Source organism: Noviherbaspirillum malthae (assembly GCF_015352985.1).
Classification (GTDB): domain Bacteria; phylum Pseudomonadota; class Gammaproteobacteria; order Burkholderiales; family Burkholderiaceae_D; genus Noviherbaspirillum; species Noviherbaspirillum malthae.
In genome coordinates this window covers 289,472-314,383 of record NZ_JACYXF010000004.1, presented here as the reverse complement: position 1 = coordinate 314,383, position 24,912 = coordinate 289,472, and the positions used below count along the sequence as shown (strand labels likewise).

General features: G+C 62.9%; 20 protein-coding genes. 14 read left to right on the top strand and 6 right to left on the bottom strand.

Annotation, left to right across the window (positions count from 1 at the left end):
* Window positions 1-65: 65 nt before the first annotated feature.
* Entirely contained in the window at window positions 66-1,484 is a 1,419-nt protein-coding gene (locus IGW03_RS09470; RefSeq protein WP_194722284.1) for a hypothetical protein, read from the bottom strand.
* 513 nt (window positions 1,485-1,997) lie between these two features.
* Between IGW03_RS09470 and glgX the strand changes: the two genes are divergently transcribed.
* Window positions 1,998-4,229: a glycogen debranching protein GlgX gene (gene glgX, locus IGW03_RS09465; RefSeq protein ID WP_194722283.1), complete on the top strand. Its 2,232-nt coding sequence runs from the start codon at window positions 1,998-2,000 to the stop codon at window positions 4,227-4,229.
* A 346-nt stretch (window positions 4,230-4,575) separates the two neighbouring features.
* On the opposite strand, the gene IGW03_RS09460 is transcribed toward glgX, so the two are convergent.
* The 4 genes from IGW03_RS09460 to IGW03_RS09445 form a co-directional block, all read right to left on the bottom strand.
* Window positions 4,576-4,938 carry a hypothetical protein gene (locus IGW03_RS09460; RefSeq protein ID WP_194722282.1) on the bottom strand — a complete coding sequence of 121 codons (363 nt, stop codon included), beginning with the start codon at window positions 4,936-4,938 and terminating at the stop codon, window positions 4,576-4,578.
* A 38-nt stretch (window positions 4,939-4,976) separates the two neighbouring features.
* Window positions 4,977-6,197 carry a tetratricopeptide repeat protein gene (locus IGW03_RS09455; protein WP_194722281.1) on the bottom strand — a complete coding sequence of 407 codons (1,221 nt, stop codon included), beginning with the start codon at window positions 6,195-6,197 and terminating at the stop codon, window positions 4,977-4,979.
* Window positions 6,198-6,321: 124 nt separating this feature from the next.
* Window positions 6,322-9,159 carry a sensor domain-containing protein gene (locus IGW03_RS09450; protein WP_194722280.1) on the bottom strand — a complete coding sequence of 946 codons (2,838 nt, stop codon included), beginning with the start codon at window positions 9,157-9,159 and terminating at the stop codon, window positions 6,322-6,324.
* Between the two features lie 252 nt (window positions 9,160-9,411).
* Window positions 9,412-10,350, bottom strand: coding sequence for a 2-hydroxyacid dehydrogenase (locus IGW03_RS09445; protein ID WP_194722279.1), 939 nt, complete (start codon window positions 10,348-10,350; stop codon window positions 9,412-9,414).
* Window positions 10,351-10,567: 217 nt separating this feature from the next.
* Between IGW03_RS09445 and IGW03_RS09440 the strand changes: the two genes are divergently transcribed.
* Entirely contained in the window at window positions 10,568-11,074 is a 507-nt protein-coding gene (locus IGW03_RS09440; RefSeq protein ID WP_194722278.1) for an acyl-CoA thioesterase, read from the top strand.
* A gap of 2 nt (window positions 11,075-11,076) precedes the next feature.
* Window positions 11,077-12,573 carry a hypothetical protein gene (locus tag IGW03_RS09435; protein WP_194722277.1) on the top strand — a complete coding sequence of 499 codons (1,497 nt, stop codon included), beginning with the start codon at window positions 11,077-11,079 and terminating at the stop codon, window positions 12,571-12,573.
* A 453-nt stretch (window positions 12,574-13,026) separates the two neighbouring features.
* Here the strand turns inward: IGW03_RS09435 and IGW03_RS09430 are convergent, their stop codons facing one another.
* On the bottom strand, window positions 13,027-13,434 hold the full coding sequence (locus IGW03_RS09430) for a hypothetical protein (protein WP_194722276.1): 408 nt from the start codon (window positions 13,432-13,434) through the stop codon (window positions 13,027-13,029).
* A gap of 178 nt (window positions 13,435-13,612) precedes the next feature.
* On the opposite strand from IGW03_RS09430, the gene IGW03_RS09425 reads away from it, so the two are divergent.
* From IGW03_RS09425 to ftsH, 11 genes are all read left to right on the top strand, one after another.
* Window positions 13,613-14,257, top strand: a complete 645-nt coding sequence (locus IGW03_RS09425) for a hypothetical protein (RefSeq protein WP_194722275.1) — start codon at window positions 13,613-13,615, stop codon at window positions 14,255-14,257.
* Between the two features lie 212 nt (window positions 14,258-14,469).
* Window positions 14,470-15,393: an ATP-binding protein gene (locus IGW03_RS09420; protein WP_194722274.1), complete on the top strand. Its 924-nt coding sequence runs from the start codon at window positions 14,470-14,472 to the stop codon at window positions 15,391-15,393.
* Complete coding sequence (locus IGW03_RS09415; protein ID WP_194722273.1) at window positions 15,390-15,896, top strand: siphovirus Gp157 family protein; 507 nt, start codon at window positions 15,390-15,392, stop codon at window positions 15,894-15,896. The genes IGW03_RS09420 and IGW03_RS09415 overlap by 4 nt, the downstream gene beginning before the upstream one ends.
* Before the next feature lie 33 nt (window positions 15,897-15,929).
* Window positions 15,930-16,409, top strand: coding sequence for a single-stranded DNA-binding protein (gene ssb / locus IGW03_RS09410; RefSeq protein WP_228535269.1), 480 nt, complete (start codon window positions 15,930-15,932; stop codon window positions 16,407-16,409).
* A gap of 393 nt (window positions 16,410-16,802) precedes the next feature.
* Window positions 16,803-19,079 (top strand): AAA family ATPase, encoded by a 2,277-nt coding sequence (locus IGW03_RS09405; RefSeq protein ID WP_194722272.1) that lies wholly within the window; start codon window positions 16,803-16,805, stop codon window positions 19,077-19,079.
* A 664-nt stretch (window positions 19,080-19,743) separates the two neighbouring features.
* The gene (locus tag IGW03_RS09400; protein WP_194722271.1) at window positions 19,744-20,517 is read left to right on the top strand and encodes a hypothetical protein; all 774 of its coding nucleotides are present in this window, start codon (window positions 19,744-19,746) and stop codon (window positions 20,515-20,517) included.
* 33 nt (window positions 20,518-20,550) lie between these two features.
* Complete coding sequence (locus IGW03_RS37965) at window positions 20,551-21,147, top strand: hypothetical protein (RefSeq protein WP_228535267.1); 597 nt, start codon at window positions 20,551-20,553, stop codon at window positions 21,145-21,147.
* Window positions 21,148-21,165: 18 nt separating this feature from the next.
* Window positions 21,166-21,594 (top strand): hypothetical protein, encoded by a 429-nt coding sequence (locus IGW03_RS09390; RefSeq protein ID WP_194722270.1) that lies wholly within the window; start codon window positions 21,166-21,168, stop codon window positions 21,592-21,594.
* Window positions 21,595-21,602: 8 nt separating this feature from the next.
* The gene (locus IGW03_RS09385; RefSeq protein ID WP_194722269.1) at window positions 21,603-21,959 is read left to right on the top strand and encodes a murein L,D-transpeptidase; all 357 of its coding nucleotides are present in this window, start codon (window positions 21,603-21,605) and stop codon (window positions 21,957-21,959) included.
* Window positions 21,960-22,007: 48 nt separating this feature from the next.
* Window positions 22,008-22,574 carry a tetratricopeptide repeat protein gene (locus IGW03_RS09380; RefSeq protein WP_194722268.1) on the top strand — a complete coding sequence of 189 codons (567 nt, stop codon included), beginning with the start codon at window positions 22,008-22,010 and terminating at the stop codon, window positions 22,572-22,574.
* A gap of 266 nt (window positions 22,575-22,840) precedes the next feature.
* Entirely contained in the window at window positions 22,841-24,829 is a 1,989-nt protein-coding gene (gene ftsH / locus IGW03_RS09375) for an ATP-dependent zinc metalloprotease FtsH (RefSeq protein WP_194722267.1), read from the top strand.
* The last annotated feature ends 83 nt before the right edge of the window (window positions 24,830-24,912 follow it).

The window sequence follows — 24,912 nt, the reverse complement described above, 5'->3', positions numbered from 1 at the left end:
GGCCTGGACGTCTTTCGAATGGGCCGTCTGCTGTTTCGCGGATCCTTGCCGTAACGCGTGGCTGTTCACTTCAGGAGGAAAGTCGCGAGCAGCAGAAAGTAGCCGAACGCATAGGGCGCGTTCCATGCGCACAGGCGGAAGGCCGAGACGCCCGAGATGGTCTGGGTCAGTCCCAGGGTGCCGCTGAATGGGCCCAGCATGAAGGTCAGCACCGAGCCGCCGATCAGGGCGAGTGCCAGCTGCGCGGAGGTGAGGCCGAGAAGTTCCGGGCGCAGCGAATCCGCCAGCAGGGCAATGGCGACCAGCGGATGCAGTCCGAGGAAGGACGCCGCCAGTGTCATTACCGGAATCAGCAGCGCCAGCGCTTGGGCGCCAACCGCCGCACTCAGTTGCATGAACAGCTGATTTACCCCGGCGTCTGCGCCAGATAGCCGGATCGCCGCTGCGAAGAAACCGGCGGCAAGGAATACGGCAAACTGGTCGGCCATGCGCGGGATGCGCGACAGCGCCGCGCGGCCGCCTTCGGTGACGAATCGCCTGCCTTGACCGATGGCCGCGCACCACAGGAAGGCACCGGGCACGGCGACCAGCGTAACAACCGTCACCAGGCCGACGCCAAGCCTGTATTCGATCAGCACAAAGGCTGCCACCAGCAGGGTGATCCCCACCAGCATGGCACCCAGCCCGCGCCATGGCGATGGAACGTGGGCCGGAACGGAGCAGGGAGGCGCTGCCTGGGGCGCCGGCTTGCGTGCTTCCAGCAGGTAGAAGATCAGCCAGTTGATCAGCAGGCAGCCCGCGCTCAGTGCGAACAGGCACGGGAAAAGTGCTGCCCAATCCAGCTGCAAGGTGTGCAGAACCACGCCGACCACGCCCGATACCGGGGTCCAGAACAAGGGCAGCACATAGCCGGAGATCGAGGCGCCGGTCATGAAACGCAACCGGTTGTCGAGCGGGTAGCGCTCCACCACCGGCTGCAGGCAGGCCATCATGATGGGCACGGCGGCAAGGCTCACTACCGAGCCGCAAAGGTAGGCCATCAGGGTCGTCAGGCAATTGAGGCCGACCAGTCCGCTCACGCGCCGCTGCAGCAGTGCCTGTATCGCATGGCTGTAACCGCCGAGGCGGATCGGTTCGGCCAGAACCGGCAAGGCGGCGAACAGGGCCAGCAGATAAGCCATGTCGCCGAAGGCGTGCAGCCACTCGTCCAGCCCCAGGCCTGCCTGCCAAAGCAGCAGACTGCCGCTGCCGACGAAGCCGAGCGAGATGACGCGCGCAAGTCTCGCCGCGTGCGGTATGGACAGGGTGATGGCGATAATGGACAGCAGCGACAGCGGCAGGCGAAAGACTGGATTGCCGGTCACGTTGAGCAGCAGCACGCAGGCGATCACGCCGAGGTAGGCTGCCGCATGCAGGACATGACCGCCTTGCGCGGCAGTGCGGGTGGCGGATTGTGATTGCGACGCCGGTGACGGGGAATTCATTGACAGGATAATGCGCAGCGTAGTCGGGAACAGCCCACAGTATAGGCGCGATCGGCAGGCGAAAAAAAAGCCCGCAGACCTGTCGGCTTGCGGGCTGAATCCAATTCAAGGAGAGTTGGAGGAGACGGAAAGCATGTTACCTGGGACATGAAGACGTGTCTGCTTTCGATTCATGATATTGGGATATAGACACGGCATATAACAGCGGAAAGACGACAGGAACCGGCTTGTCCTTATCCGTGCTGCCCGGCCCGCTCTTGTTGCATGGCAATCCATGACTCTTTGCAAGCACTGGAACGATTCAAAGTTTGCAACATCTATGCTGTAGTCTGATTCCCCCAACCCGCATAGTTTGATGAAGAACTTTCCCTTGAGTACCTTCGTTCTGGATGTTCATGCCGACTGGCACTGCACGTGCGCCATGACGGCTTTCGCTATGCCGGTTATCTCAATCCCTCGCAACTTCACAAAGGCCATAACTTTCCTCATGCATACCAATAACAAGGAGGAGCAATGACGCTCATCAACTCCGGCAGCATCCCCGACGTTATGAAACCATCCATCATCCGCGAAGGGCGGCCGTTTCCGCTCGGCGCCACCTGGGACGGCCTAGGGGTCAACTTCGCGATCTTTTCCGCCAATGCCACCAAGGTGGAGCTGTGCCTGTTCGATATCGACGGCCGTCAGGAAATCGAACGCATCGAGCTGCCCGAGTACACCGATGAAGTGTGGCACGGCTACCTGCCGAACGCCCGCCCCGGTACGGTCTACGGCTACCGGGTGCACGGCCCTTATGAGCCGGACGCCGGCCATCGCTTCAACCCGAACAAGCTGCTGATCGACCCCTATGCCAGGCAGCTGGTCGGCGAGCTGCGCTGGGGGCCGGAAGTGTTCGGCTATCAGCTCGACTCGCCGGACAAGGACCTGTCCTTCGATGAACGCGACAGCGCGCATCTGGTGCCGAAGTGCCGCGTCATCGACCCCGCTTTCACCTGGGGTCCGGAGCGCCGCCCGCAGATTCCTTGGGAAAACACCGTCTTCTACGAAATGCATGTGAAGGGATTCACCGCGCTCAACGAAAAGATTCCGCCCGAGGAGCGCGGCACCTTCGCCGGCCTTGCCAGCCCCGAGGTAGCCGCATACCTGAAGGCGCTCGGCGTCACCACTGTCGAACTCCTGCCGGTGCATGCCTTTCTGCATGACAGCTACCTGACCGAAAAGGGATTGAAGAATTACTGGGGCTACAACTCGATCGCATTCTTTGCGCCGCATGCGGCTTACCTGCAGACGCCGTTCGCCAATGAATTCAAGGAAATGGTGAATCAGTTCCATGCAGCCGGCATCGAACTGGTGCTCGACGTGGTCTACAACCACACCGCCGAAGGCAACGAGCTCGGTCCGACCCTGTCGCTCAAGGGCATCGACAATGCCAGCTACTACCGCCTGATGCCGGACAACAAGCGCTTCTACATCAACGACACCGGCACCGGCAATACCGTCAACCTGTCGCACCAGCGGGTGCTGCAGATGGTGACCGATTCGCTGCGCTACTGGGTGCAGGAAATGCGGGTGGACGGCTTCCGCTTCGATCTCGCCACCATCCTCGCGCGCGAACCCTACGGCTTCGACGAAGGCGGCGGCTTTCTCGACGCCTGCCGCCAGGACCCGGTGCTGTCCAGCGTAAAGCTCATCGCCGAGCCCTGGGACATCGGGCCCGGCGGCTACCAGGTCGGACAGTTTCCGCCGGGCTGGGCAGAGTGGAACGACAAGTTCCGCGATACCGTGCGTGCCTTCTGGAAGGGCGACGAAGGCAAGCTGTCGGATTTCGCCTCGCGCATTTCCGGCTCCGGCGACCTGTTCAACAAGCGCGGCCGCCGCTCATGGGCCAGCGTCAATTTCATCTGCGCGCACGACGGCTTCACGCTCAACGACCTGGTGTCGTACAACGACAAGCACAACGAAGCCAACGGCGAGGAAAACCGCGACGGCCACTCCAACAACCACTCCTGGAATCATGGCGAGGAAGGGCCGACCGATGATCCCGAAATCCATGCGCTGCGCGAGCGGCAGAAGCGTAATCTGATGGCGACGCTGATCCTGTCGCGCGGCACGCCGATGATTCTCGCCGGTGACGAGTTCGGCAATTCCCAGCGCGGCAACAACAACGCCTATGCGCAGGACAATGAAATTACCTGGATGGAATGGGCGAAGATCGGCCCGGAAGACCGCACCATGCTGGCCTTCACCCGCAAGCTGCTGGAAATCCGCAAGAGTTTTCCCATTCTCAACCGCGGCCGCTTCCTGACCGGCAATTACAACGAAGAGCTCAACGTCAAGGACGTTGCCTGGCTCACGCCCGACGGCAGCGAAATGTGCGAGCAGCACTGGCAGGATCCGAACGCCAAATGCTTCGGCATGCTGCTCGACGGCCGCGCGCAGGCAACCGGCATCAAGAAGCAGGGCTCGGACGCGACGCTGCTGATCGTGTTCAATGCCCATCATGACGTGGTGAACTTCACGCTGCCCGCCGTGCCGGAAGGGAAGGACTGGGTGAACCTGATCGATACCAATGAGCCGGACCGCACGGAGCATCCGGCCTTCGACTTCGGTCATGTGTATGCGGTGACCGGCCGCTCGCTGCTGGTCTTTGCGCTGATCGGCGAGGACAAGCAGCTGTGGCGGTTGAGGAATGCGGGGTCGATGCGGGATATCGATAACTGGGTGGGGGCGGCGCCGGAAGCTTGAGGCTTGGGTGCGTTGTGAGGCTTTGACGCAGCTTGCATGTGTAAAGAATGCGCCTCACCTTTCAAGAAGGTGGACCGTAGCAGGGGTCTCGCAACGCATGCGTTGCGCCTACGGAGTCGGAGCCGCTTGCAAGCGGCAACGTGGAAGGCAAAATGATAAAGAATGTTCCTCCCCTTTCAAGGGCGGCCGGCGAGGTGGGAGGTTAGGAGGGGGATGGGTTTCAATGTGGCGATGCTAGGTTTGAAACCCATCCCCACCCCAACCCTCCCCCTCGCCGGGCGCCCTTGAAGGGGAGGGAGTAGGGCGAGCGAGGAAATCGCAACACCCGTATCGCTCTCGCAAAATGCTACTCTTCTTTAGTTCCACTCCCTGAATCGGCCAGTTTCCCCAGCAAATCCGACAACTGCCCGCTCATCGTCGTCAGCACGCCCGTCAGATAAGCAAGCTGCGCCTCCAGCCGTTCGACTCGCTGCTCAAGGCTGGGGAGCGCATCCTGCGCTTCCTGCTCCGCCGGCAAATCGGCAGCATCACCTGCACCCTCGCCGGATGCCGTGATCCCCTGCCTGCGCTGCTCCAGAATCCTCTCGAGAATCTTCAGCGCCGTTTCATAATCGCCCTTGGTCTGATCCAGCAAGTAGCTGCAATGCGCGAGCGGCTCGCCGGTCATCTGGTGCAGGCGCAAAGCCATCTGCGCGATTCTTTCCTGCATGGTAGCCCCCATCGAAATTTGAACAGCTCGCCAGATGCTCAGGCGAGATAAACGTACAAGCCTTCCACCGGCCGCCCCTGGTCATGCCGTATCGGCGCGCATGCAATCTCGTCCACGCGGAAGCCGGATGCCTGCGCCAGCTTGCGGATGTACGGTTCCGAATGGGCATAGCGCAGGCTGGGCAGAAGCTGCAGATCCTGCCCGGCCTGCGTTCCCTCCGGCGCTTCCACGGTGAAAAGGAAGCGGCCGGAAGGCGCCAGCAGGCGGCGCACATGCTTGAACACCTCGGCCAGTTCGCCGACATAGATGAAGACATCCGCAGCCACCACCAGGTCTGCCGGCTCCTGGGAAACCGCCAGATAGGAGGCGATATCCGCATGCGTCAGCTCACGGTAGATGCCCAGCCGGCGCGCCTGTTCCAGCATGGCCTGGGAAATGTCGACGCCGTCGATGGTCTCCGCAATCGGACGCAGGAGCGGTGCGCACAGACCGGTGCCGCAGCCCAGGTCGAGCGCACGGCCGAATGTTTTGCCGGCATCGACGAGAGGGCGCAGCAGGCGCTCATAGCCCTGATAGCCCAGTTGCCCGACGACATGCTGCTGGAAGTCGCTTGCATAGTCATCGAACAATCCCTCGACATAGCGGCGCGGCGGCGCGGGCGGAATGGAGGGAGCCGCGTTGCCGCGCACCGAGGCGAGATAGTAGCCGTTGAGCTCCGCATCGCCGCCGAAGGCAAGCGCCTTTTCGAAACAGGCGGCGGCTTCGTCCAGCCGGTTCAGTTCGCGCAGCAGGCTGCCGCGCGCGCTCCAAGCCTGCGCAAATTCTGGCGCCGTTGCAAGGCATTGGTCGAAGGCATGCAGGGCGTCCTGCACGCGCGCCTGGCGCAGCAGGCACTGGGCCTTGTGCAGCTGCAATGCAGCCTGGCCCGGGCTCAGGCGGATGGCCTGCTCCAGCGCTTCGACCGCCTCCGGCCAGCGCCCGAGCGCTTCCTGCGCCAAGCCGAGGCTGGCCCAGGCATCCGCATAGGCCGGATCGGCGCCGGTGGCCAGTTCCAGCAGCGGAACGGCCTCCGCGAAGCGGTGCAGATGGCACAGCGTGATGCCGAGGTTGCCGGCCACAGAAGGACGTCCCGGCGCATGGGACAACGACGCTTCGAAGGCGGCGCGGGCCTGCTCCAGACGGCCTGCCTCGAAATGTTCTACGCCCTGAAAAAACAGCGTGCGCGCCTGTTCCAGTGCGGAATCCATTGGACTGCTCATGGGATTGTTCTCCTGCCGAACGGTCATGCCGCCGGTCTGGTGATGATGGATTGAGGACGATGCGGTTGCCGCAGCTGCCGCATCATTCCCGGCATTGTAGCCTGCCGCCGCCGGCTGCCCTGCCTTACTTGGCCGTGCCAGGCAGCCGCGACAGGTAGGCTTCGAAAGCCTCCAGCGTCAGCGGCCTTGCCAGGAAGTAGCCTTGCGCTTCGTCGCAGGACGCTTTGCGCAGGAATTGCAGCGTTTCCGCGGTCTCGACGCCTTCGGCCACTACCGCCATCTTCAGGGCATGCGCCATGTCGACGAAGGCCTTGATGAATTCGGGGCTGTTTTCTGCTTCGTCCTGATGCATCACGAACGAGCGGTCGAGCTTGAGCACGTCCAGCGGAAAGCGCCGCAGATAGGCCAGGCCGGAATAACCGGTGCCGAAATCGTCGACTGCAAGCTGTATGCCCAGGGCCTTGAGCTGCTTGAGCATGCCGGCCGAGTGCGCAATGTCGTCGATGAGCGCGCTTTCCGTCAGTTCCAGTTCCAGCAGCTGCGGCGGAATGCCGGTCTTGTCGAGAATGCCGCGCACCTGGTCGACGATGGTGCGGGACTTGAGCTGGCGCGCCGACAGGTTGACCGAGATGCGCAGCTGCCTGCCGAACTTGGCAAGCAGGCGCTGGGTCTGGGTGCAGGCTTCCTCCAGCACCCAGTGGCCTATGGTTTCGATCAGGCCGTTGTCCTCGGCGATCGGGATGAACTGCATCGGCGGCACGTCGCCCAGTTCCGGATGGCGCCAGCGCGCCAGCGCTTCCATGCCGACGATGGACATGGTCTTGAGATCGATACGCGGCTGGTAGTGCAGCGACAGTTCCCGCCGTTCCAGCGCATGGCGCAGCGACAGGTCGAGCGTCATCCGGGTCTTGGCCGCGATGCTCATCTCCGGCTCGAAGAAGCGGTAGCCGTTGCGCCCGGCTCCCTTGGCGCGGTACATCGCGGTGTCGGCGCACTGGAAGAGCAGTTCCTTGGTCTGCCCGTGCTCGGGGTACATGCTGATGCCGATCGATGCGCCGACGAACACTTCCTGTCCGGCGACCTGCACCGGCGCGCCGAGCGTCGACAGCAGCTTGCTGGCGATGGCGTCCGCCGACTCGCGGCCGGCGGAACAGGGGGCGGCCACCACGAACTCGTCGCCGCCGAGGCGGGCGATGAAGTCGTCCGGCCGCAGATGCTTCTGCAGCCGCTGCCCCACTTCGCACAGCAGCATGTCGCCCGGTTCGTGGCCGAAGGAATCGTTGACCTCCTTGAAGCGGTCGAGATCGATGAAGAAGATGGCCACGCTTTGATTGCGCGGCGTGCCTTCGATCATCTGCTGCACCCGGGTGTTGAGATAGGCGCGGTTCGGCAGGCCGGTCAGGGTGTCGTGCGTGGCCAGGTGTTCGAGACGGCGTTCGGCCTGCTTGCGTGCAGTGACGTCGCGGGCGGTCACGTACAGGGCAGCCCTGTCTTCAGCCCAGCGCGCAGACAGTGACAGATGCGCGATGCTGCCGTCCCTGCGCACCCAGCGCGTTTCGTAGTCCTGGACGGTATTCTTGCCGGTGCGCAGGCCGGCATCCACCGCGCGCGTCTCCTGCAGTTCGTCGGGATGCAGGAAGTCGGAGTAAGGCCGGCCCAGCCATTCCTCCGGCCGGTAGCCGAGAATCTCGGTGAGCGCGCCGTTGATGCGCAGGAAGCGCCCTTCCGCATCCAGCAGCGCGATGATGTCCAGCGAGTTTTCGACCAGCGCCTTGTTTTCGTTGGCGAGCTGCAGCAGGCGTTCGGCGACCTCGATTTCCTGCGTCACGTCGCGGCCGATGCCGCGGTAGCCGCGGAAGATGCCGTCTTCGAATACCGGCTCGCCCGATATGCTCACGCAGCACAGCTTGCCGTCGCCGGGCGAGATGCTCGAATAGCGCAGATCCCGGAACGGCTGCCTGCCCGCAAGCCTCTCGCGATACTCCCGCAGGCCCGGTTCGGACAGGTCGGCCGCGATGTCCGCGCGCGTTTTTTGCAGAAAGTAGCTGGCCGGCGTATCGAAAATTCTTTCCGCGCCCTCGGAAATGAAGGTGAAGCGGTCTGCCTCGTCCGTTTCCCAGTACCAGTCGGAGGAAAGGGTGGTCAGGCTGCGAAAGCGCTCCTCGCGCTTCTTCAGTTCCTCGGTGGCCTGGCGCTCGAAGGTCATGTCGCGGCAGACCGAGATCACGCCGGTGCATTCCTTCGTGAGCGGATCGATCAGCGTGCGCATCTTGGTCGCCATCCACACGTAATGGCCCAGCTTGTGCCGCTTGCGCAGTTCCACCATCCTGCCTTCGCCGCCGGCAAGCTGGCGCTTCACCTCTGCGATGATGAGCGCCTTGTCATCGGCATGGATATGCTCGTAGGCCGAGGTGCCGAGCAGTTCGGAGGGCTCGTAGCCGAGCAGGGGCGTTACCGACGATGAAATGTGCCGCACGATGCTGGCGCCGTCATGGTGGGTGATCACGTCCAGGCTGTTTTCCGTCAGCAGCCGGTGCGTGGCTTCGCTCTTGCTGATGTCTTCCAGCGCCGCATGATGGTCGCTGACATCGATCTCGGTGCCGTTATAGCCGATGAATTCGCCGCTGCCGTCGAAGCGCGGCGCGCCGGTGCCCTGCATCCAGCGGATCGAGCCGTCGCTGCGGAGGATGCGGTAGCGCAGCTGGTATTCCCGCCTGGCCGCGATGGCCTCATGCAAAACGGGAAGGACGCGCGGCATGTCGTCCGGATGCATGAATTCCAGCCAGGCCGAGATATCGATCTTCTCGTTTTCCGCAAACAGGGCCGCCGTGCTCGGATTGATGTAGGTGCAGACATTTTCCGCGTCCAGCATCCACATCACCATGGGCGCGGAATCGGCAACCAGGCGAATGGTGGATTTGGTGCCGGGCAGGCTTTGGCTGGGAGGAAAGTGCGGAGTCATTCGGCTGCTCGCGGTGGCGGCCCGTCTTCTCGGCGAAGCAGGGATGCATGATTGGGCATGATGTTCAATGCCCAAATAATGCCACAAGGAAACATTTTAGTGGAAGCGGAAAGAGGTCTGTCCGCTTCCTTATTCCCTGTCTGTATCGGCTTTTACGGTGCTCCGCGTCGCACCGGTGCAACTGCAGCCGAAAGAGTTGCCTTTCTGGCATGCCCCTGGCCCGCTAGCAAGGACCAGGCAGGCCGGGGCTGCTCAGATTGCGGACGCCTTGGGCGTACCGTGCTCGAAGAAATGCGCCAGGTTTTCCAGGACCAGCGCAGCCATCGCCTCCCGGGTTTCGTGCGTGGCGCTGGCCATGTGCGGCAGCAGGACCACGTTGTCGAGTCCGAACAGCGCCTGAGGCACATGCGGTTCGTTCTCGAACACATCGAGCCCGGCGCCGGCGATGCGGCGCTGTGCGAGCGCCTCCACCAGCGCCGCCTCGTCGACCACGGTGCCGCGCGAGATGTTGATCAGGAAGCCCGACGGTCCCAGCGCATCAAGGATGTTCGCCGACACCAGATGCCGGGCTTCCGGACCGCCCGCGCTGGCGATGACCAGGAAATCGGCCCAGCGGGCGAGTTCTTCCAGCGATGCCTCGTAGGCATAAGGCGCATCCGCCAGCTCCCTGCGGTTGTGATATCGCACTTCCATGTCGAAGCCCGACGCGCGCCGCGCGATCACGCGGCCGATGCGGCCGAGTCCGAGGATGCCCAGCCGCTTGCCGCTGACTTGCGTCGACAGGGGGAAGGTTTTGGTCGCCCATTCGCCCCGGCGCACGAAGCGGTCGGCTGCCGACAGCCCGCGCGCGACGTCGAGCAGCAAGGCGAACGCGGTGTCGGCCACGGCATCATTGAGCACGTCGGGCGTATAGCCGACGGCAATGCCGCGCCGTCTGGCCGCATCGAGATCGAGCTTGTCCAGTCCGACGCCGAAGCTGGAAATGACGCGCAGCGAAGGCAGGGCGTCGATGAGGGCCGCGTCGGCTCCGCTGGCCGCGCGCGTGACCAGCGCCGCGAACTCATGGCCGCGCCGCGCAAGGAAATCCTTCCGATCGGATTCGGTCCAGAGCGGATGCACGTCGTAGCGTTCGGCGAGCGCTGCTTCGAGCGAGGGTTGCATGCGGTCAAATTGAAGAAGTCGGTGTTTCATGCGGTGGTTCCTGGATAGCGATAGGTAGCGTCTTTGTTGGAGCTGGGGATTGTCCCATAATCCCGGCATGTCGATTGGCTAGGCGGACTGGCGGCCAGACCGTCGAAACGAATGCGCTGGAATCGCATGCCGCTATTCCAGCAGGACCGGATAGCCATTACACTGGATGCCATTCGGTGCTGCATGCAGCGCCAACCATGATGACAGGGAGAATCGAATGAATTCCAAAGCCACAGAAACCAGCCGTCCGCGCGAAATCACGCTGCGTTTTCTTGCCGAGCCGGGCGATGTGAACTTCGGCGGCAAGGTGCACGGCGGCGCCGTGATGAAATGGATCGACCAGGCCGGCTATGCCTGCGCGGTCGGCTGGAGCGGCTATTACTGCGTGACCGTTTATGTCGGCGGCATTCGTTTCTACAAGCCCATTTTCATCGGCCAGGTCGTCGACGTGAAGGCGAGCGTGGTGCATACCGGCAGTTCCAGCATGCACATCGCCATCGAAGTGTGCGCCACCGATCCGCGCACCGGCGCCCGCAAGCTGACCACGCGCTGCCTGATCGTCTTCGTTGCGGTCGATGGCGGCGGCGACACCGTGAGCGTTCCCTCCTGGGTGCCGCAGACGGATGAGGACAAGCGGCTGGAGCAGTATGCGATGCACATGGCGCAGCTGCGCAAGGAAGAAGACAACGAGCTGCTGTCCCTGCCGACGCCGGCGAACCGATAGGCATGCAGTCCGATCGATCCGAATCCCGGTCACAGAGTGAAACCGCCGGCACCTCCGGCAGCAATACAGGCAACAGCGCCGAAAGCCATGCCATGACAGGCGGCGATGCCGGCACGAAAGTCGGCATCGCGGCCGTCATGGCGCTTGCGGCCAGTTCGGTCGCAAGCGCGTTCGGCGGGCCGTCGTGGCTCTACCTGCCCATGCTCGGCGCCTTGCTGCTGCTGATTGCCGCCGGCTTCGGCCGCATCAACCGCAAGCTGCGCACCACGTCCTTCGTCCTGCTGTCGGTCGGCCTGCTGGCGATACCGTTTGCCAAGGATGCGGTCGCCGCGGTACAGCGCGGCGTCTTCGTTTCGGGCCTGCTGGTCTCGCTGACCGCGAGCGTTCTGCTGATCGCGCGCTGCGCGGTGCAGAGTCCGCGCATCCAGCTGATCGGGGCCGCCCTGCGCGAGCGCGAGGGTACGCCGCGCTACGCGGCCTTCACGCTCGCCAGCCAGTTCTTCTCCGGCATCCTTGGCCTGGCCGGCGCCAACCTGATGTACGTGATGGCCGCGCCGTCTACGGAAAAGCCGAGCGAGACGCGCACGGCAACAGTCATCTCCGTGGGCCGCGGCTTTTCCGCCGCAAGCTGCTGGAGCCCGGTATTTGGCAACATGGCCATCCTGCTGGCCCTTTATCCCACATTGCACTGGGCGGAGGTCTTTCCGATCGGCCTTGCGCTCGGCCAGCTGACCATGTTCGTCAGCGTGCTCATGCAGCATGTCGCCGGCAGGCGCGCAGCCAGCCATGCTCAGGCCAGCGCATCCGGCGCGGCACATGCAACCCCTGCAACCCCGCTGTCGACCCTGCTGTGGATCGCCGCGCCGGTTGTGCTCGTCCTGCTGAGCTTTCTCGTCGTGATCATGAGCCTGAGCAGGATGCTGCAGATCGTGATTTCCGCCGCCATCATCATGATGGGACCGCTCGTCTCGCTCGCCTTCAACGCAGGCATGGGCGAACCCGGCCGCAGGCTGTCGAACGGCGTGCAGGGCCTGCTGGCCAGCATGCGGCTGTTTCCCGCACTGGCCAGCGAAGCCAGTCTTTTCCTGTCTGCAGGCTGCGCCGGCAGCATCATGGCCGATGCCTTCCCGCAAGCCTGGGTTGCCTTCATCGGCAGCCACCTGAGCGGCCATCCGTTCTGGGCGGTGGCCTTTCTCGTCTTCGGCATCATGGCGGCAGCGCTGGCGGGCATTCATCCGGTGCTCTCCGCAGTCTTCCTCGCATCGACGCTGACACCATCGGTACTAGGCATCCCGCCGATCTCGCACATGGCCGCCATCCTGGCGGGCTGGGGCCTGTCCGCCAGTGTCACGCCGTTCTCGGTGCTGTCGCTCACGGCAAGCCGCTATGCCGGCGTCGGTCTCTACCAGATCAGCCTCGGCAGAAACTGGGCATATGCGGCGGGCAATGCCGTTGTCGTTTGCTGTTTGCTGACCATCTACATCGTCTTGCTGGCCTAGCAATTTTTCTCTCCGCCAGCCGGCAGCCTTGTTTTCACGTTAATTAAATTTATGCAATATTTAACTTTATTTAACGATTCAAGGCTGTCATTTAATTAATCTTTCCAATAATTAATAATGCATTAAATAAAGATTGCATATTTAAAATAATGGCGATCTTCTGTGTAAGCGACCTGCTGAAAAAATATGCAGGGAGACGCTTGAAAAAATGCGGACGAAACGCATATGAAATAAGCGGTACTGCGTTGTTCCTCTTGCCTTTCCTGCAAGGAAAACATGAGTAAATTCAAGGTGTTGCGCAGATGTGTGCAGTACGGCAGAGCCTCTCTGATTTCGCTGAAAAATCTGAAATTCTTGTTGTAGTCACTCCCCGATTTGATTAAAATACTGTATATGCATACAGTGCTGAAAAGACTGTATGGTCAGGGCCTGACAGAGTATGCAGGCAGGTTTTTACCGGCGTGACTGCCGGGTTTCTGGCTTAGAGGATGAAGTCTCAAGACGTTGGCGCAACATGGTGATCATGAATTCACGTGCCTCGGCTTGCTGCGTTCGAAACAGGGTCAAGGCCATTTCGATAAACAGCTTTTCGTTCTCGTCGACCGGTGGATTTAACCGGTCATGTTCCCGATCCATCCAGCCACGGGGCAGCTTGAGTCGCTCTTCGATGTTGCGGGCGACATTGCTGCCGATGTTTTTGCGGTTGCATTTGATATGGCTGAGGTATCGGTCCGATAAACCTAGATATTCAGCGAAGAGCTTGAGCATGCCGCGCTGCGGCAGGTGGGGGCGCTGGTCGACGAAATCGGTATAGAGCTTGTGAAAGTTCTTGTGCCGGATTTGTGCACTATCCATCGCCATTCGACTTCTTCCTTGTTGACAGCGTCATGAGCGGGCCGCTCGCAGTGTTCTCCACTCTGCAGCCGGCAGTGTAACTCGGGAACGCGATGTTGGGTGGTTTTGTGCGACCAAATCAGTTGTATATGCAGGCTGGCCGCGTCATTACATGTGCAAATTTCGAGAACGGTAAACAGGGTTTATGAGCAAGACGAAAATTCATTATCCGCAGTGGAAGAACCGCAGTGCCTCCAGCAACCCGCGCCGCGACATCAGCTACCGGGAACTGGTGGAAGCCATCACGCTCACCGCCGAGGTCTGCGGTCAGGCGCTGTCGCGCGCCGCTGCTGAGTTGCTGGCGGACGATCTGGCGGATTTCAGCGAGGACGACGTGATGACATCCCTGGCGCGCTGCAGGCTGGAACTGCAGGGGCCGCTGCGGGTCAAGGAGATCCTGCTGCGCCTCGAAGACGGCCGGCCGGGCGTGGACGAAGCCTGGGCGCTGCTGCCGCGCGACGAGCGCACCTCCGTGGTGTGGACCGAGGAAATGGCCCACGCCTGGGGCGCGGTGCTGCCCATGCTCGAAAGCGGTGACGTCGGCGGCGCGCAGACGGTGTTTCGCGAACTGTACGTGAAGTGCGTGCTCGAAGCGAGGCTGCGCCGCGAGCCGGCGCGCTGGACGCCGTCGCTGGGCAGCGATGTGGCTGCGCGCGAGCAGGTGCTGCGGGAAGCGGTCGAGATGGGCCGCATGACGGCGGCCCATGCCGAACAGCTGCTGCAGGGAAGCAGCAAGGATGCCGAAGAAGTGGCGCTGCTCGAGCAGGCCGATATCAAGAACCTGCATTGATGCAGGCATGGCGGCAAGGCGGCAACAGGGAGAAACCGAACAAGAAAATGCTACCTGAAAGATAGCAGTGAACGGATCTCAATGATTGGAATCGCTTGATGGATTGCCAAGCTGGAATGGATGATGGCGGCATGCAGTGGTATGAGCAGATCGGCCGTCAGGAGCAGTTCGAGCAGTTGAACGACCAGGAACCAGAAAGGACACGACTTACCATGGCTACATTTGAAATTCACCGCGCAACCAAGCGCCGCGCAAAACTCCGTCTGGGCATGTCGGGTCCGGCAGGCAGCGGCAAGACCTATTCCGCTCTCCAGATCGCCAGCGGCCTGGGCGGACGCATCGGCATGATCGACACCGAGCACGGCAGCGGCGACCTGTATGCCGACCTGCTGCCCGAAGGCTACGACGTGCTGTCGCTGTCGCCGCCGTACACGCCCGCGCGCTACATCGAAGCGATCCATGCGCTGGAAGACATCGGCGTGTCGACCATCATCATCGACAGCCTGACCCATGCCTGGAGCGGCGAGGGCGGTTCGCTCGACCGGCAGGGCAAGATCGCCGACAAGTCCGGCAACAGCTGGCAGGCATGGCGGCAGGTGACGCCCGAGCACAATGCGCTGGTCGAAGCGCTGCTGCAGAGCCGCTGCCACATCATCGCAACCATGCGCGCCAAGACCGAGTATGTGCAGGAGAAGGACGAGCGCACCGGCAAGCAGGTGGTGCGCAAGATCGGCCTGGCGCCGATCATGCGCGACGGCATCGAATACGAGTTCACCACCTTCTTCGAGCTCGACGTGCAGCACATGGCCTATGCCGGCAAGGACCGCACGCGCCTGTTCGACGCCGAGATCTTCCGTCCCGACGTCGAGACCGGCCGCAAGCTGCTGAGCTGGCTCAACAGCGGCGTCGACAGCGCGCAGCCGGCCAACGTGATGTCGCCCGACCAGAAGACCGCGATGATGGATGCGATCAACCGCGCCGGCAATCTCGACGACCTGTACCGCGCGTTCTCGGTGGCCTACCGCGTCGCCAATTCGCTGCCGGACGCCAACGCGCTGGCCGAGCTGACCGCGCTGAAGGACCAGCGCAAGGCCTTGCTGGAAGTGCATGACGAAGCCTACGGGATGGCTGCATGAACCCGATCTTCGAGGCTTTCGAAGTCGCCACGCAGTACCGCCGGCTGGCCGAGCTGCTGGCGGAGCGGCATGACGACGAACAGGTCATCGCGGACACGCTGGAAAGCATGTCCGAGCCGCTCGATGCGCGGCTGGAAAACCTGGCGAAAATGGTCAGGAACATCGAATCCGCCACGCGCGGCGTCGAGCAGACCATCACGCACCTGGAAGCCCGGCATGAGGCCCTGCAGCGCGCCGCCCAGCGCGGCCGCCAGCTCATTCTCGACCTGATGCGCACGGCCGGACGCGACAGGGTCAACACCGCGCTGTTCTCGATGGCGGTGAAGAAGAATCCGCTGACCGTGGTGATCGACGACGAAGCGCAGCTGCAGTCCGAGTACTTCACGCACCATGAAGCACCGGCGCCGACGCCGAACAAGCGTGCCATCGCCGCCGCCCTGAAGGCCGGCATACCGGTGGCAGGGGTGCATACCGAACAAGGCGTACGCCTTGATATCCAGTAATTCCAAGTCGCATCAACCCCAGAGGAGATTGCAATGGCAACACTGAACAAAGTCACACTGATCGGCCATCTCGGCCGCGACCCCGAGCGCCGCGTTACTGCGAACGGTGATGCCGTCACGCAGTTCACGCTGGCCACGACAGAGACCTGGAAGGACAAGTCCACCGGCGAGCGCAAGCAGACCACCGAATGGCATCGCGTGGTGCTGTACCGCAAGCTGGCCGAGATCGCCGGCGAATACCTGAAGAAGGGTTCGCTGGTCTATGTCGAAGGCCGCCTGCAGACCCGCAAATGGGTCGGCAAGGATGACGTCGAGCGCATTGCGGTGGAAATCATCGCCGACGACATGCGCATGCTGGGCGGACGTCCGCACGAGCATGACGGCGAATCCGAGCATGCCGATGAGCATCACGCCGATGCCGACCAGGGACAAGCTCAGCAGCGCGACACCGGCACCGCCTCCCGCGCCGGCGCATCGCGCTTCGACCTGATCGACGATGCGATTCCGTTCTAAGGATTCTGTTCGATCAGGCAGTACCGAGCGAAGCAGGCTCATTCATTCAACATGGTGAATGAGCTTTTAGAGACTGCCATGCCCTATCCCAGGGAGCGCGTTCCTATCAAAAGGGATGCATCCGATAGGAGCAGGACGTGCCGCAGTGCGGGCACTGCAAGCGTTCTGCGACACCGCGGGGCGCCCTTTTGATAGGAACCCTTCGGGCAGCCCCGAGAACCCATCGCCTGCGGCGTTGCGGCTCCTTGCCGTAGCCCCGCTACGACGCGTCGCCGCGCCTTGCATTCGATGGGTTCTCGGGGCTGCGCGCCCCCTAGGATGGGGCATGGCAGTCTCTCACGCCGGCAATTCCAGCGCACTGGGATTGCCGGCTTCTTTTTGGGCACGACAGGCATGACAGTGGAGACACAGCAGATCACCGGCACGCTCACCTCCTGCCAGGTGTACAACGAACGCTGGGGCCGGGGCATCGTCAAGCTGGAAGACGGCAGCTACCTTGTCGTCACCGGCGAATCCCTGGTCGGCCTGAGCGAGGGAAACCGCTACCGCATGGATGGGCGCATCGTCGTGCATCCGCGCTTCGGCAAGCAGTTCGAATGCGAGATCGCCGCCATCGACATTCCGATCGATGACGAAGCGCTGGTTCGCCATCTGCAAAAGAACTTCAAGGGCTGCGGCGCGGCGACGGCGAAGAAGATCATCGATCTCTACCGCGGCGACCTGACGAAACTGCGCGACCAGCTGGTCAGCAATCCGTACGCGCTCGACTTCTCCAGAGTGACGAAGCGCAAGGTGTCGGTGGCCGGCGCGGAAGACCTGAAAGGTCTGATCTATCGCGACCTGTCCACCCGCATCGGCATCATCGGCGTCAAGGACAGCATCCTGCGCAAGCTGGCCGAATGGCTGGCCGGCCGCGTCGAGGAAAAGCGCGAACCCATTGCCGCAGCCTGGGCGCTATATTCGAAAGATCCGTACGCTCCCATACAGGACATCGAAGGCTACGGCTTTGCCGCCGCAGACCTGATCGCATTGCGCGGCATCGGCTTCCCGCGCTTCCATGAATTCCGTCTCGCCGCGCTTGCCACGCATGCCTTGCGCGACGGCTGCGAGCGCAATGGTCATGTCTTTCTCAATCTGGAAAACCTGTCCGAGCGCATCGGCGCCATCGATCCCGACGTCAGCCCGGAAAGCGCGATGGCCGCCGCCAAGGCGCGCAAGGAGCCGATCGTCATCGACAGTGACCGCTACTATCCGCGCCACCTCTGGAATGCCGAGCGGGCACTGGCCAGGAATTTCGCCGTGCGCGCCCTTCAGATGGCGGCGCCGATCATCGATGCGCCGAAAGAAGAACTGGAAAGCGAGATTGCCGATGCCGAGGCCATGCTATCGACCGAAAAGCATGCCTTTCGTCTGGACGAGTCGCAGCGCAAGGCCATCATCGGCATGCTCACCTCGACGCACCTGGTGCATACCCTGACCGCCGGACCCGGCTGCGGCAAGACCGCACTGATGGAAATCCTGGTGCATGTGGCCAAGGACAGGAAGATCCTCTTCTGCGCACCCACAGGCAAGGCGGCCAAGGTGCTGTCGTCCCGGGTGCAGCGCTTCGGCGCCTCCGCTACCACGATCCACGCCATGCTCGGCGTGACGGCGGAAGGCTTCGAATACAACGAGCACAATCCGCTCGATGCCGAGATCGTCATCGCCGACGAAACCTCGATGGACGACCTGATGCTGACGCGAGCACTGATGGAGGCGGTCGGCCCCGACACGCATGTGATCTTCCTCGGCGACGTCGACCAGCTGCAGTCGGTCGGTCCCGGGCAGGTGCTCAAGGATCTGCTGCAGATGCCCTTCGACCACCATCGGCTCGTGCATACCTACCGCAATGACGGCGGCATCCTGGAGGTGGTGCGCAAGGCAGGCAGCGGCGAGGTCGACTGCGAGAACCGGGAGGACGTGAGTTTCTCGCGCCGCCTGCCGGAGCCGGACGATATCGGCATCACCCGCGTCACCAATGCCTACCTGAAAGCCATCGAACGCTGCGGCATCGAGCGCGTCGGACTGCTGATGCCGCGCCGCAAGGGCGACATTCATCTGCCCGGCTGGAATATCACCTACCTCAACGAACTGCTGCGGCAGCGGCTTAACACGGACGGTACGCGCGTCGTGGGGACGACGCTGCACGTGGGCGACCGCATCATCATCCGCAAGAACATCCTGATCGAACACGGTGTCGATGCCCATGGCAACAAGCTGGCCGAGCAGGTGGTCAACGGCGATACCGGCTTCATCCGCGACTTCAGCGTCGACGAGACCGGGCGCAACGTGATCGACGTGCATCTCGAACTCGACGACGGCCGCGCCATCCGCTTTCCCGGCAAGGAAGTCGAGTCGATCGGGCTGGCCTATGCGATGACGGTTCATGCGGCGCAGGGTTCGGAATATGAAGTGGTGATTTTCGTGTGCACCAACGGCTCGCCCAACTTCGTGCATCGCGGCATTCTTTATACCGCGTTTTCGCGGGCGCGCAGCAAGCTGTGGGTGCTGGGGGATGATCGCATCCTCCGTGCGGTTGCCGAGCGCGATATCCCGGCGCGCAATTCCCGGCTTGCCGAGCGCATGAGAACCAGCATGCGGCATCTGCAGAAGATGGGCGGGGTGCATTGAAAGCCTGATGTGTGGCAATGCTTGCAGTCCAGGGGCTACGGGTAGCAGAGATAAGAGCGGTTGAGCACACAAAGGACGCTCCTTCCCCCTTGGAAGGCGGCCGGCAAGGTGGAAGGCTGGGATGGGTTTGCCACCTTACATGTAACCCATCCCCCCACACCCGTCCTCTACCTTGCCGGCCGCCTTCCAAGGGGGGAGAAGACGATGCTGCGTGGATGGAGCGATGTCTTCGCGATGCACCGTAAATCTCCTCTTATCCAGCTACGCACTCACCACATCAGCCCCGCCCCCAACTCCCTTCACCCGCTTGAAGTTACTGCAGCCGGCACCATGCATTTGCTGCAGCCTGGCCTCCGCAATGGCGGCCCTGACGCCATCCGCTCTCTTCCTCTCTCCTTTGATAATTATTGAGATTTCTCAACGCCATGAATCCCGTTCACCGGTGGTAAGGTCCTGCCTCCGTCGCAAAACCTTGTCGCACAAGGTGATCACGAGGGATCCGCGAACCGGTGCCGCCTGCAGCGCAAAGCGATAACGCTCGAGCGGCCGTCGTCTGCCGCGCCTGCGTTCACTGGAGATACTGGAACCCCGGCTATTGCCGCGAACACCTAATGGCTGAACGGGCCGTGCTCGTTCCTCATAACACCACACCAAAGGAAACAACATGAAAACAACACATCTCATCGCAAGCATCACCGCAGGCATGGCTGTCCTGCTGACACACGCCGCGGCGCATGCCACGACTCCCGCGCCGTCGAATGCCGTCACATCGGGCAATGTCTCGGTCGGCACATCGATCAAGGGCAACTTCTCCGTCGGCCAGAACGGCACCGCGTCGTCCTACGCTCACAACAGCCAGACGGCAAGCGCCACCGTCAATGCCACCCGTGCCTACACGCCGAGCCAGAACGGCATCAACGCCATCGTCTCCGGCGAAACGAAAACCGAAAGCATGGGCAAGGCCTATAACACCAGCACCGGTTCCGGCACCGGCTCGGCCATGTCTTCCGGCTACGCCGATACGGCGGTGCGCGGCAAGCTGAATATCCCGGGCGTCACCCAGGGCTTCAACGGCGGCGGTTCCGGCACCCATACCGACAGCCTGATCAAGGCCGGCACCAACCAGGGCAGCTACGTCACCGGCCAGACCGTCTCCGGCTTCCAGGCCGAAGTCAAGTACGGCAAGAACTACAGCACGACGCCCGTTGCGACACCGGCGCCGACCACGACGACGCCTGCACCGGCGCCGGTTGTCGGCACCACGACCACCAACTCCGTCAATGTCGCAGGCAGCAACGAGGGCTATGCCAGCGGCGCCAACACGACAGCAGCGCTGAACCAGATGAACGCCGCCGGCATCGCCAACATCAATTCGACCGGCTACTTCTACGGCAAGACCAACCTGTCGGGTTCGACCGGTTATCCCAGCGCCCGCTAATCACCATCCCCCATAACACAGGCGAGACAAACCATGAAGTTCACACCCTATATTTTGCTGGCCGCACTCGCGGCCGCAGGCTCGGTGTCCGCACAGGGCACGGCGCTGCGCACAAGTCCCGTGCAGCCGCGCAGCGCCAGCTTGAGTGCGGGCCCTGCCAGCGCGACGACGCAATCCAATTCCACCTCCGCGGCGAATTCCACGAGCCGCGGCGGCGCCGCGCTCGGCGTCGGCAGCCAGGGGCAGTCGCTGTCGATCGACAGCCATGCCGTCTATCAGGCGCAGGCGCGCAATCCGGTGGCGACGGCGGTGTCGCCGCCGCTGACCAGCAGCAACGATACCTGCATGGGTTCGACATCCATCGGCGGCAGCGCCGTGTCGTTCGGATTCAGCGCAGGCACCACCTGGACGGATGAGAATTGCGTCATGCTGAAGAACGCGCGCGAAATCTGGAACATGGGCTTCAAGGGTGCAGCACTCGCTCGCCTGTGCATGGACAAGCGCAACCGGGAGGCATTCGAGCTGACCGGCATCAATTGTCCGGTCACCTCGCAGGAGGCGCGAGCAGGCAACAGTACGGTTGCCGACTCGCGCTCCGGCAACCGTAACGATGATCTGTATCGTTATTGACGAGCGCCGGGAGACAACATGAAAGCGATATTCCACGCCGTTCTGCTCGCCGCTGCCGCCGGAACCTGCGCCGCGTCGGCAGGCGAACTCAACTTCCAGGTCGAACGCCTTCCCTTCGGCTCGGGCACGCCGTTCAATGGTCCAGCAGTCGGTACGGAATCCGCGCTGCATGTGATGGACGGTCTCTACCACCTGCCCAATTACCTTCCCGGCTACCCCACCGCGGCCGTCATCTGGCCGCGCGAGTTGCCGGTGGAGTGCGGGCCCGCCAGCACGATCGATGAAGCGGTGTGCACCGGCTATCGCGTGCTGCCGGCGGTCGGACGGGGCGAGTACCTGTTCGTGCGGCCGGTGGCGAAGGTGGTGGCTCCGCCGCCGGAAGTCGCGCGGCCGGAGCCCGAGGTGCAACCGGCTCCGCCGGTCACGCGCAAGAAGCCGCTGGGCTGACGTCCGTCATGGTGATCGTCGATCTTCTCGCTGCAACCATCTGCTTTGCCGGCGCATGCCATCCCGCGCTGGTAGGGCAGGACACGCCGGCAGGGACCTACTCCCTGTCGCCTCGGCGCATCGAGGATGCCGGCTACGACGGCAGCGTGCTGGTGTATCGGGAAAACGAGAAATATCTCTGGGCCATCCATCGCGTCTATACCCTCAATCCGGGGGAGCGGCGCATGGAGCGGCTGCAGTCCGGCCGCGCCGACCAGCGGCGCAACATTACCAAGGGCTGCATCAATGTCGCGCCGGAAGTCTACCGGCAGCTGATGGACTGCTGCGCCAGGGATATTCTTGTCATTAACAAACATCGCTCATGAAGCAACATCATCAAGCGGGTTCAGGAACACCACAGGGAAGTGGAAGCCATGAGAACATTCAATACCTTCAACGAGCGCATCGCATCCCGCATCGCATTCCTCTGCCTGGCGGCGATGACGATGACGGCGGGAGGCGCTGCGGCTGCCGGCACGAATGAAGCCGAAGACGTCGCCGTGCTGCTGCAGTCGGGCCGTTACCAGGAAGCGCTCAACAGAATCGATGCGCTGCCGGAAGAAAGCCGCAACCAGCCGCAGATCCGGCTTTACCGCGGCACGGCGCTGATGGCACAGGACAGGCAAGCGGAAGCGCTGCGCGCCTTCGAAGCGCTGGCGGCGGACCATCCGGAGATGCCGGAACCGTTCAACAACATGGCCGTGATCCAGGCGGCGAACGGCCAATACGGCGAGGCTCGCCTGCTGCTGAGGCAGTCGCTGCGCGCCGACGCCGGCTATTCGGTCGCCCTGGAAAATATCGGGGACGTGTACGTCAAGCTGGCCAACCAGACCTATGCGCGCCTGCGCACGCTGGATCCGAATCGCAAGTCGGCGAAGGCGCGGCATGAGGCGGTGCAGAAAGTCGCCAGGCTGGTCGACCATCCGCCCAAGGCGAGGTAATACCAATCCCAAATCATTCCATGCCATGAGAGCGCGTCTTTTTCCACCTGGCCGCGTCGCGCTCGTCATCCATAGCCCCGCTATGAACTCCTCCCGCGCCTTGCCAGTCGAAAAAATCCATCGATCTCATTCGGCATGTCATGACTTGGGATTGGTATAAGTCCCGGCGCGGACAAGCCTGCAACGATCACGAAGCTTGAGATAACACAACTGCGGCGTGCCGCGGGCGAGAAACTATCGCCGACCTGTCCGGGACGAATTGTCATATGAAACGCGACGACAATTCTCCTCTCTTCAAGAAGCCTGTCCTGCCTGCCGGCCAGAAGCCGGGCGGGCCTGCCGCAGGCGTGCCGAACAAGATGCCGCCGCGCAAGGCCTGGCTGCTGTTCCTGATCATCCTCTTCACCAATTACTTCCTGATGCGCACCTTCTTTCCGGACGGCGACGCACCGGTGACGGTGCCTTATACCGTCTTCAAGCAGGAAGTGGCGCGCGGCAACGTCAAGTCGATCTACAGCCAGGGCGCGAGCATCGAAGGCCGCTTCAATGCGCCAGTCACCTGGCCGCCGGAAGGCAAGGCCAACGAGGAGCGTCCCGGACCCTTGCCGGAAACGCCGAGCCGCACCGCGCCCACCTTCACCACCACCTTGCCGGCCTTCGTCGATTCAGGGCTGGAACAATTCCTGATCGCCAACAAGGTCGAGATCAGCGCTGTGCCGATCAAGAACAGCAGCGCGCTGGCCACGCTGCTGTACGGCTTCGGCCCGGCGCTGCTGCTCATCGGCTTCTACGTCTGGCTTTACCGCCGCGCTGCCCAGCAGGGCGGCGGCATGGGCGGATCATTGTTCGGCATCGGCAAGAGCAAGGCGCGCCGCTACGACCAGGAACAGGATTCGCGCGTCACCTTCAATGACGTGGCCGGCATCGACGAGGCCGAACAGGAACTGGTCGAGGTCGTGGATTTCCTGAAGGATCCGGACAAGTACACCCGGCTCGGCGGCGCGGCGCCCAAGGGAGTGCTGCTGGTCGGCTCGCCGGGCACCGGCAAGACGCTGCTGGCAAGGGCGGTGGCCGGCGAGGCCGGCGTGCCTTTCTTCTCGATGAGCGCGGCCGAGTTCGTGGAAATGATCGTCGGCGTCGGCGCGGCCCGGGTGCGCGACCTGTTCAAGCAGGCGCGCGAACATGCGCCCGCCATCATCTTCATCGACGAACTCGACTCGATCGGCCGCGCGCGCGGCCAGACGGCCATCGGCGGCTCCAGCGAACAGGAGCAGACCCTGAACCAGATCCTGACCGAGATGGACGGCTTCTCCAGCCGCGAAGGCATCATCGTGCTGGCGGCCACCAACCAGCCCGACGTGCTCGACAAGGCCCTGCTGCGGCCGGGCCGCTTCGACCGCCGCGTGGTCGTCAACCTGCCCGACAAGACCGGCCGCGAAGCCATCCTCGGCGTGCATACCCGCAAGGTGCCGCTGGCAAAGGATGTGAATCTTTCGGAGCTGGCCGCCGCCACGCCGGGCCTGTCGGGCGCCGACCTGAAGAACCTGGTCAACGAGGCGGCCCTGCTTGCCGCCAGGCGCGAACAGACCGATGTGCGCCACAAGGACTTTCTCGACGCGCTGGAAAAGATCGTGCTCGGGCCCGAGCGGCCCATCCTGCTGAGCCAGGCCGACCGCGAGCGCATCGCCTACCACGAGAGCGGACATGCGATCCTCGGCCTGCTGGTGCCGGGCGCCGATCCGGTGCACCGCGTCACCATCGTGCCGCGCGGGCAGGCGCTCGGCGTCACCTACCAGCGGCCGCAGACCGACCGCTACAACTATCCCGAAGCCTATCTCCGCGCCAGGATCATCGGCATGCTCGGCGGGCGCGTGGCGGAGGAAGTGGTGTACGGCACCCGCACCACGGGCGCGGAGAACGACATCGAGCAGGCCACCAATCTCGCCCGCAACATGGTGACCCGCTGGGGCATGAGCGACAGGCTGGGCATGGTGCAGCTGGCGCCGCGCCAGAATGCCTTTCTCGGTAGTTCGGCGGGCTTCGGCGGCGACAAGCCCTTCAGCGAAGAAACCGCGCGGCTGATCGATCTTGAAGTCCATCGCATCATCGATGAAAGCCATCAGGAAGCCACGCGCCTGCTGCGCCAGCACCGGGGCGAACTCGACGCGCTGGTGCGCGCGCTGCTGGACAGGGAAACCCTGGATGAACAGGAAATCCTTGAAGTCACCGGCCTGCCGCCGGCGCCGGAGCTGTAGCAAGCTTCAGCATTCCACTCCTTGTCGGAAACGGCATCGAAACCGTCGTTTTTCACCATGGAGCAATCGCCTGCGGAAGCGGA

Bases quoted from the DNA above. Each gene is read 5' to 3' on its own strand.
- ssb (WP_228535269.1), top strand. From the start codon at position 15,930: ATGGCAACACTGAACAAAGTCACACTGATCGGCCATCTCGGCCGCGAC.
- IGW03_RS09430 (WP_194722276.1), bottom strand. From the start codon at position 13,434: ATGGCGATGGATAGTGCACAAATCCGGCACAAGAACTTTCACAAGCTC.
- IGW03_RS09445 (WP_194722279.1), bottom strand. From the start codon at position 10,350: ATGAAACACCGACTTCTTCAATTTGACCGCATGCAACCCTCGCTCGAA.
- IGW03_RS09460 (WP_194722282.1), bottom strand. From the start codon at position 4,938: ATGCAGGAAAGAATCGCGCAGATGGCTTTGCGCCTGCACCAGATGACC.
- IGW03_RS09385 (WP_194722269.1), top strand. From the start codon at position 21,603: ATGGTGATCGTCGATCTTCTCGCTGCAACCATCTGCTTTGCCGGCGCA.
- IGW03_RS09405 (WP_194722272.1), top strand. From the start codon at position 16,803: ATGACAGTGGAGACACAGCAGATCACCGGCACGCTCACCTCCTGCCAG.
- glgX (WP_194722283.1), top strand. From the start codon at position 1,998: ATGACGCTCATCAACTCCGGCAGCATCCCCGACGTTATGAAACCATCC.
- IGW03_RS09455 (WP_194722281.1), bottom strand. From the start codon at position 6,197: ATGAGCAGTCCAATGGATTCCGCACTGGAACAGGCGCGCACGCTGTTT.
- IGW03_RS09470 (WP_194722284.1), bottom strand. From the start codon at position 1,484: ATGAATTCCCCGTCACCGGCGTCGCAATCACAATCCGCCACCCGCACT.
- IGW03_RS09450 (WP_194722280.1), bottom strand. From the start codon at position 9,159: ATGACTCCGCACTTTCCTCCCAGCCAAAGCCTGCCCGGCACCAAATCC.
- IGW03_RS09420 (WP_194722274.1), top strand. From the start codon at position 14,470: ATGGCTACATTTGAAATTCACCGCGCAACCAAGCGCCGCGCAAAACTC.
- IGW03_RS09380 (WP_194722268.1), top strand. From the start codon at position 22,008: ATGAGAACATTCAATACCTTCAACGAGCGCATCGCATCCCGCATCGCA.
- ftsH (WP_194722267.1), top strand. From the start codon at position 22,841: ATGAAACGCGACGACAATTCTCCTCTCTTCAAGAAGCCTGTCCTGCCT.
- IGW03_RS37965 (WP_228535267.1), top strand. From the start codon at position 20,551: ATGAAGTTCACACCCTATATTTTGCTGGCCGCACTCGCGGCCGCAGGC.
- IGW03_RS09435 (WP_194722277.1), top strand. From the start codon at position 11,077: ATGCAGTCCGATCGATCCGAATCCCGGTCACAGAGTGAAACCGCCGGC.
- IGW03_RS09415 (WP_194722273.1), top strand. From the start codon at position 15,390: ATGAACCCGATCTTCGAGGCTTTCGAAGTCGCCACGCAGTACCGCCGG.
- IGW03_RS09440 (WP_194722278.1), top strand. From the start codon at position 10,568: ATGAATTCCAAAGCCACAGAAACCAGCCGTCCGCGCGAAATCACGCTG.
- IGW03_RS09390 (WP_194722270.1), top strand. From the start codon at position 21,166: ATGAAAGCGATATTCCACGCCGTTCTGCTCGCCGCTGCCGCCGGAACC.
- IGW03_RS09400 (WP_194722271.1), top strand. From the start codon at position 19,744: ATGAAAACAACACATCTCATCGCAAGCATCACCGCAGGCATGGCTGTC.
- IGW03_RS09425 (WP_194722275.1), top strand. From the start codon at position 13,613: ATGAGCAAGACGAAAATTCATTATCCGCAGTGGAAGAACCGCAGTGCC.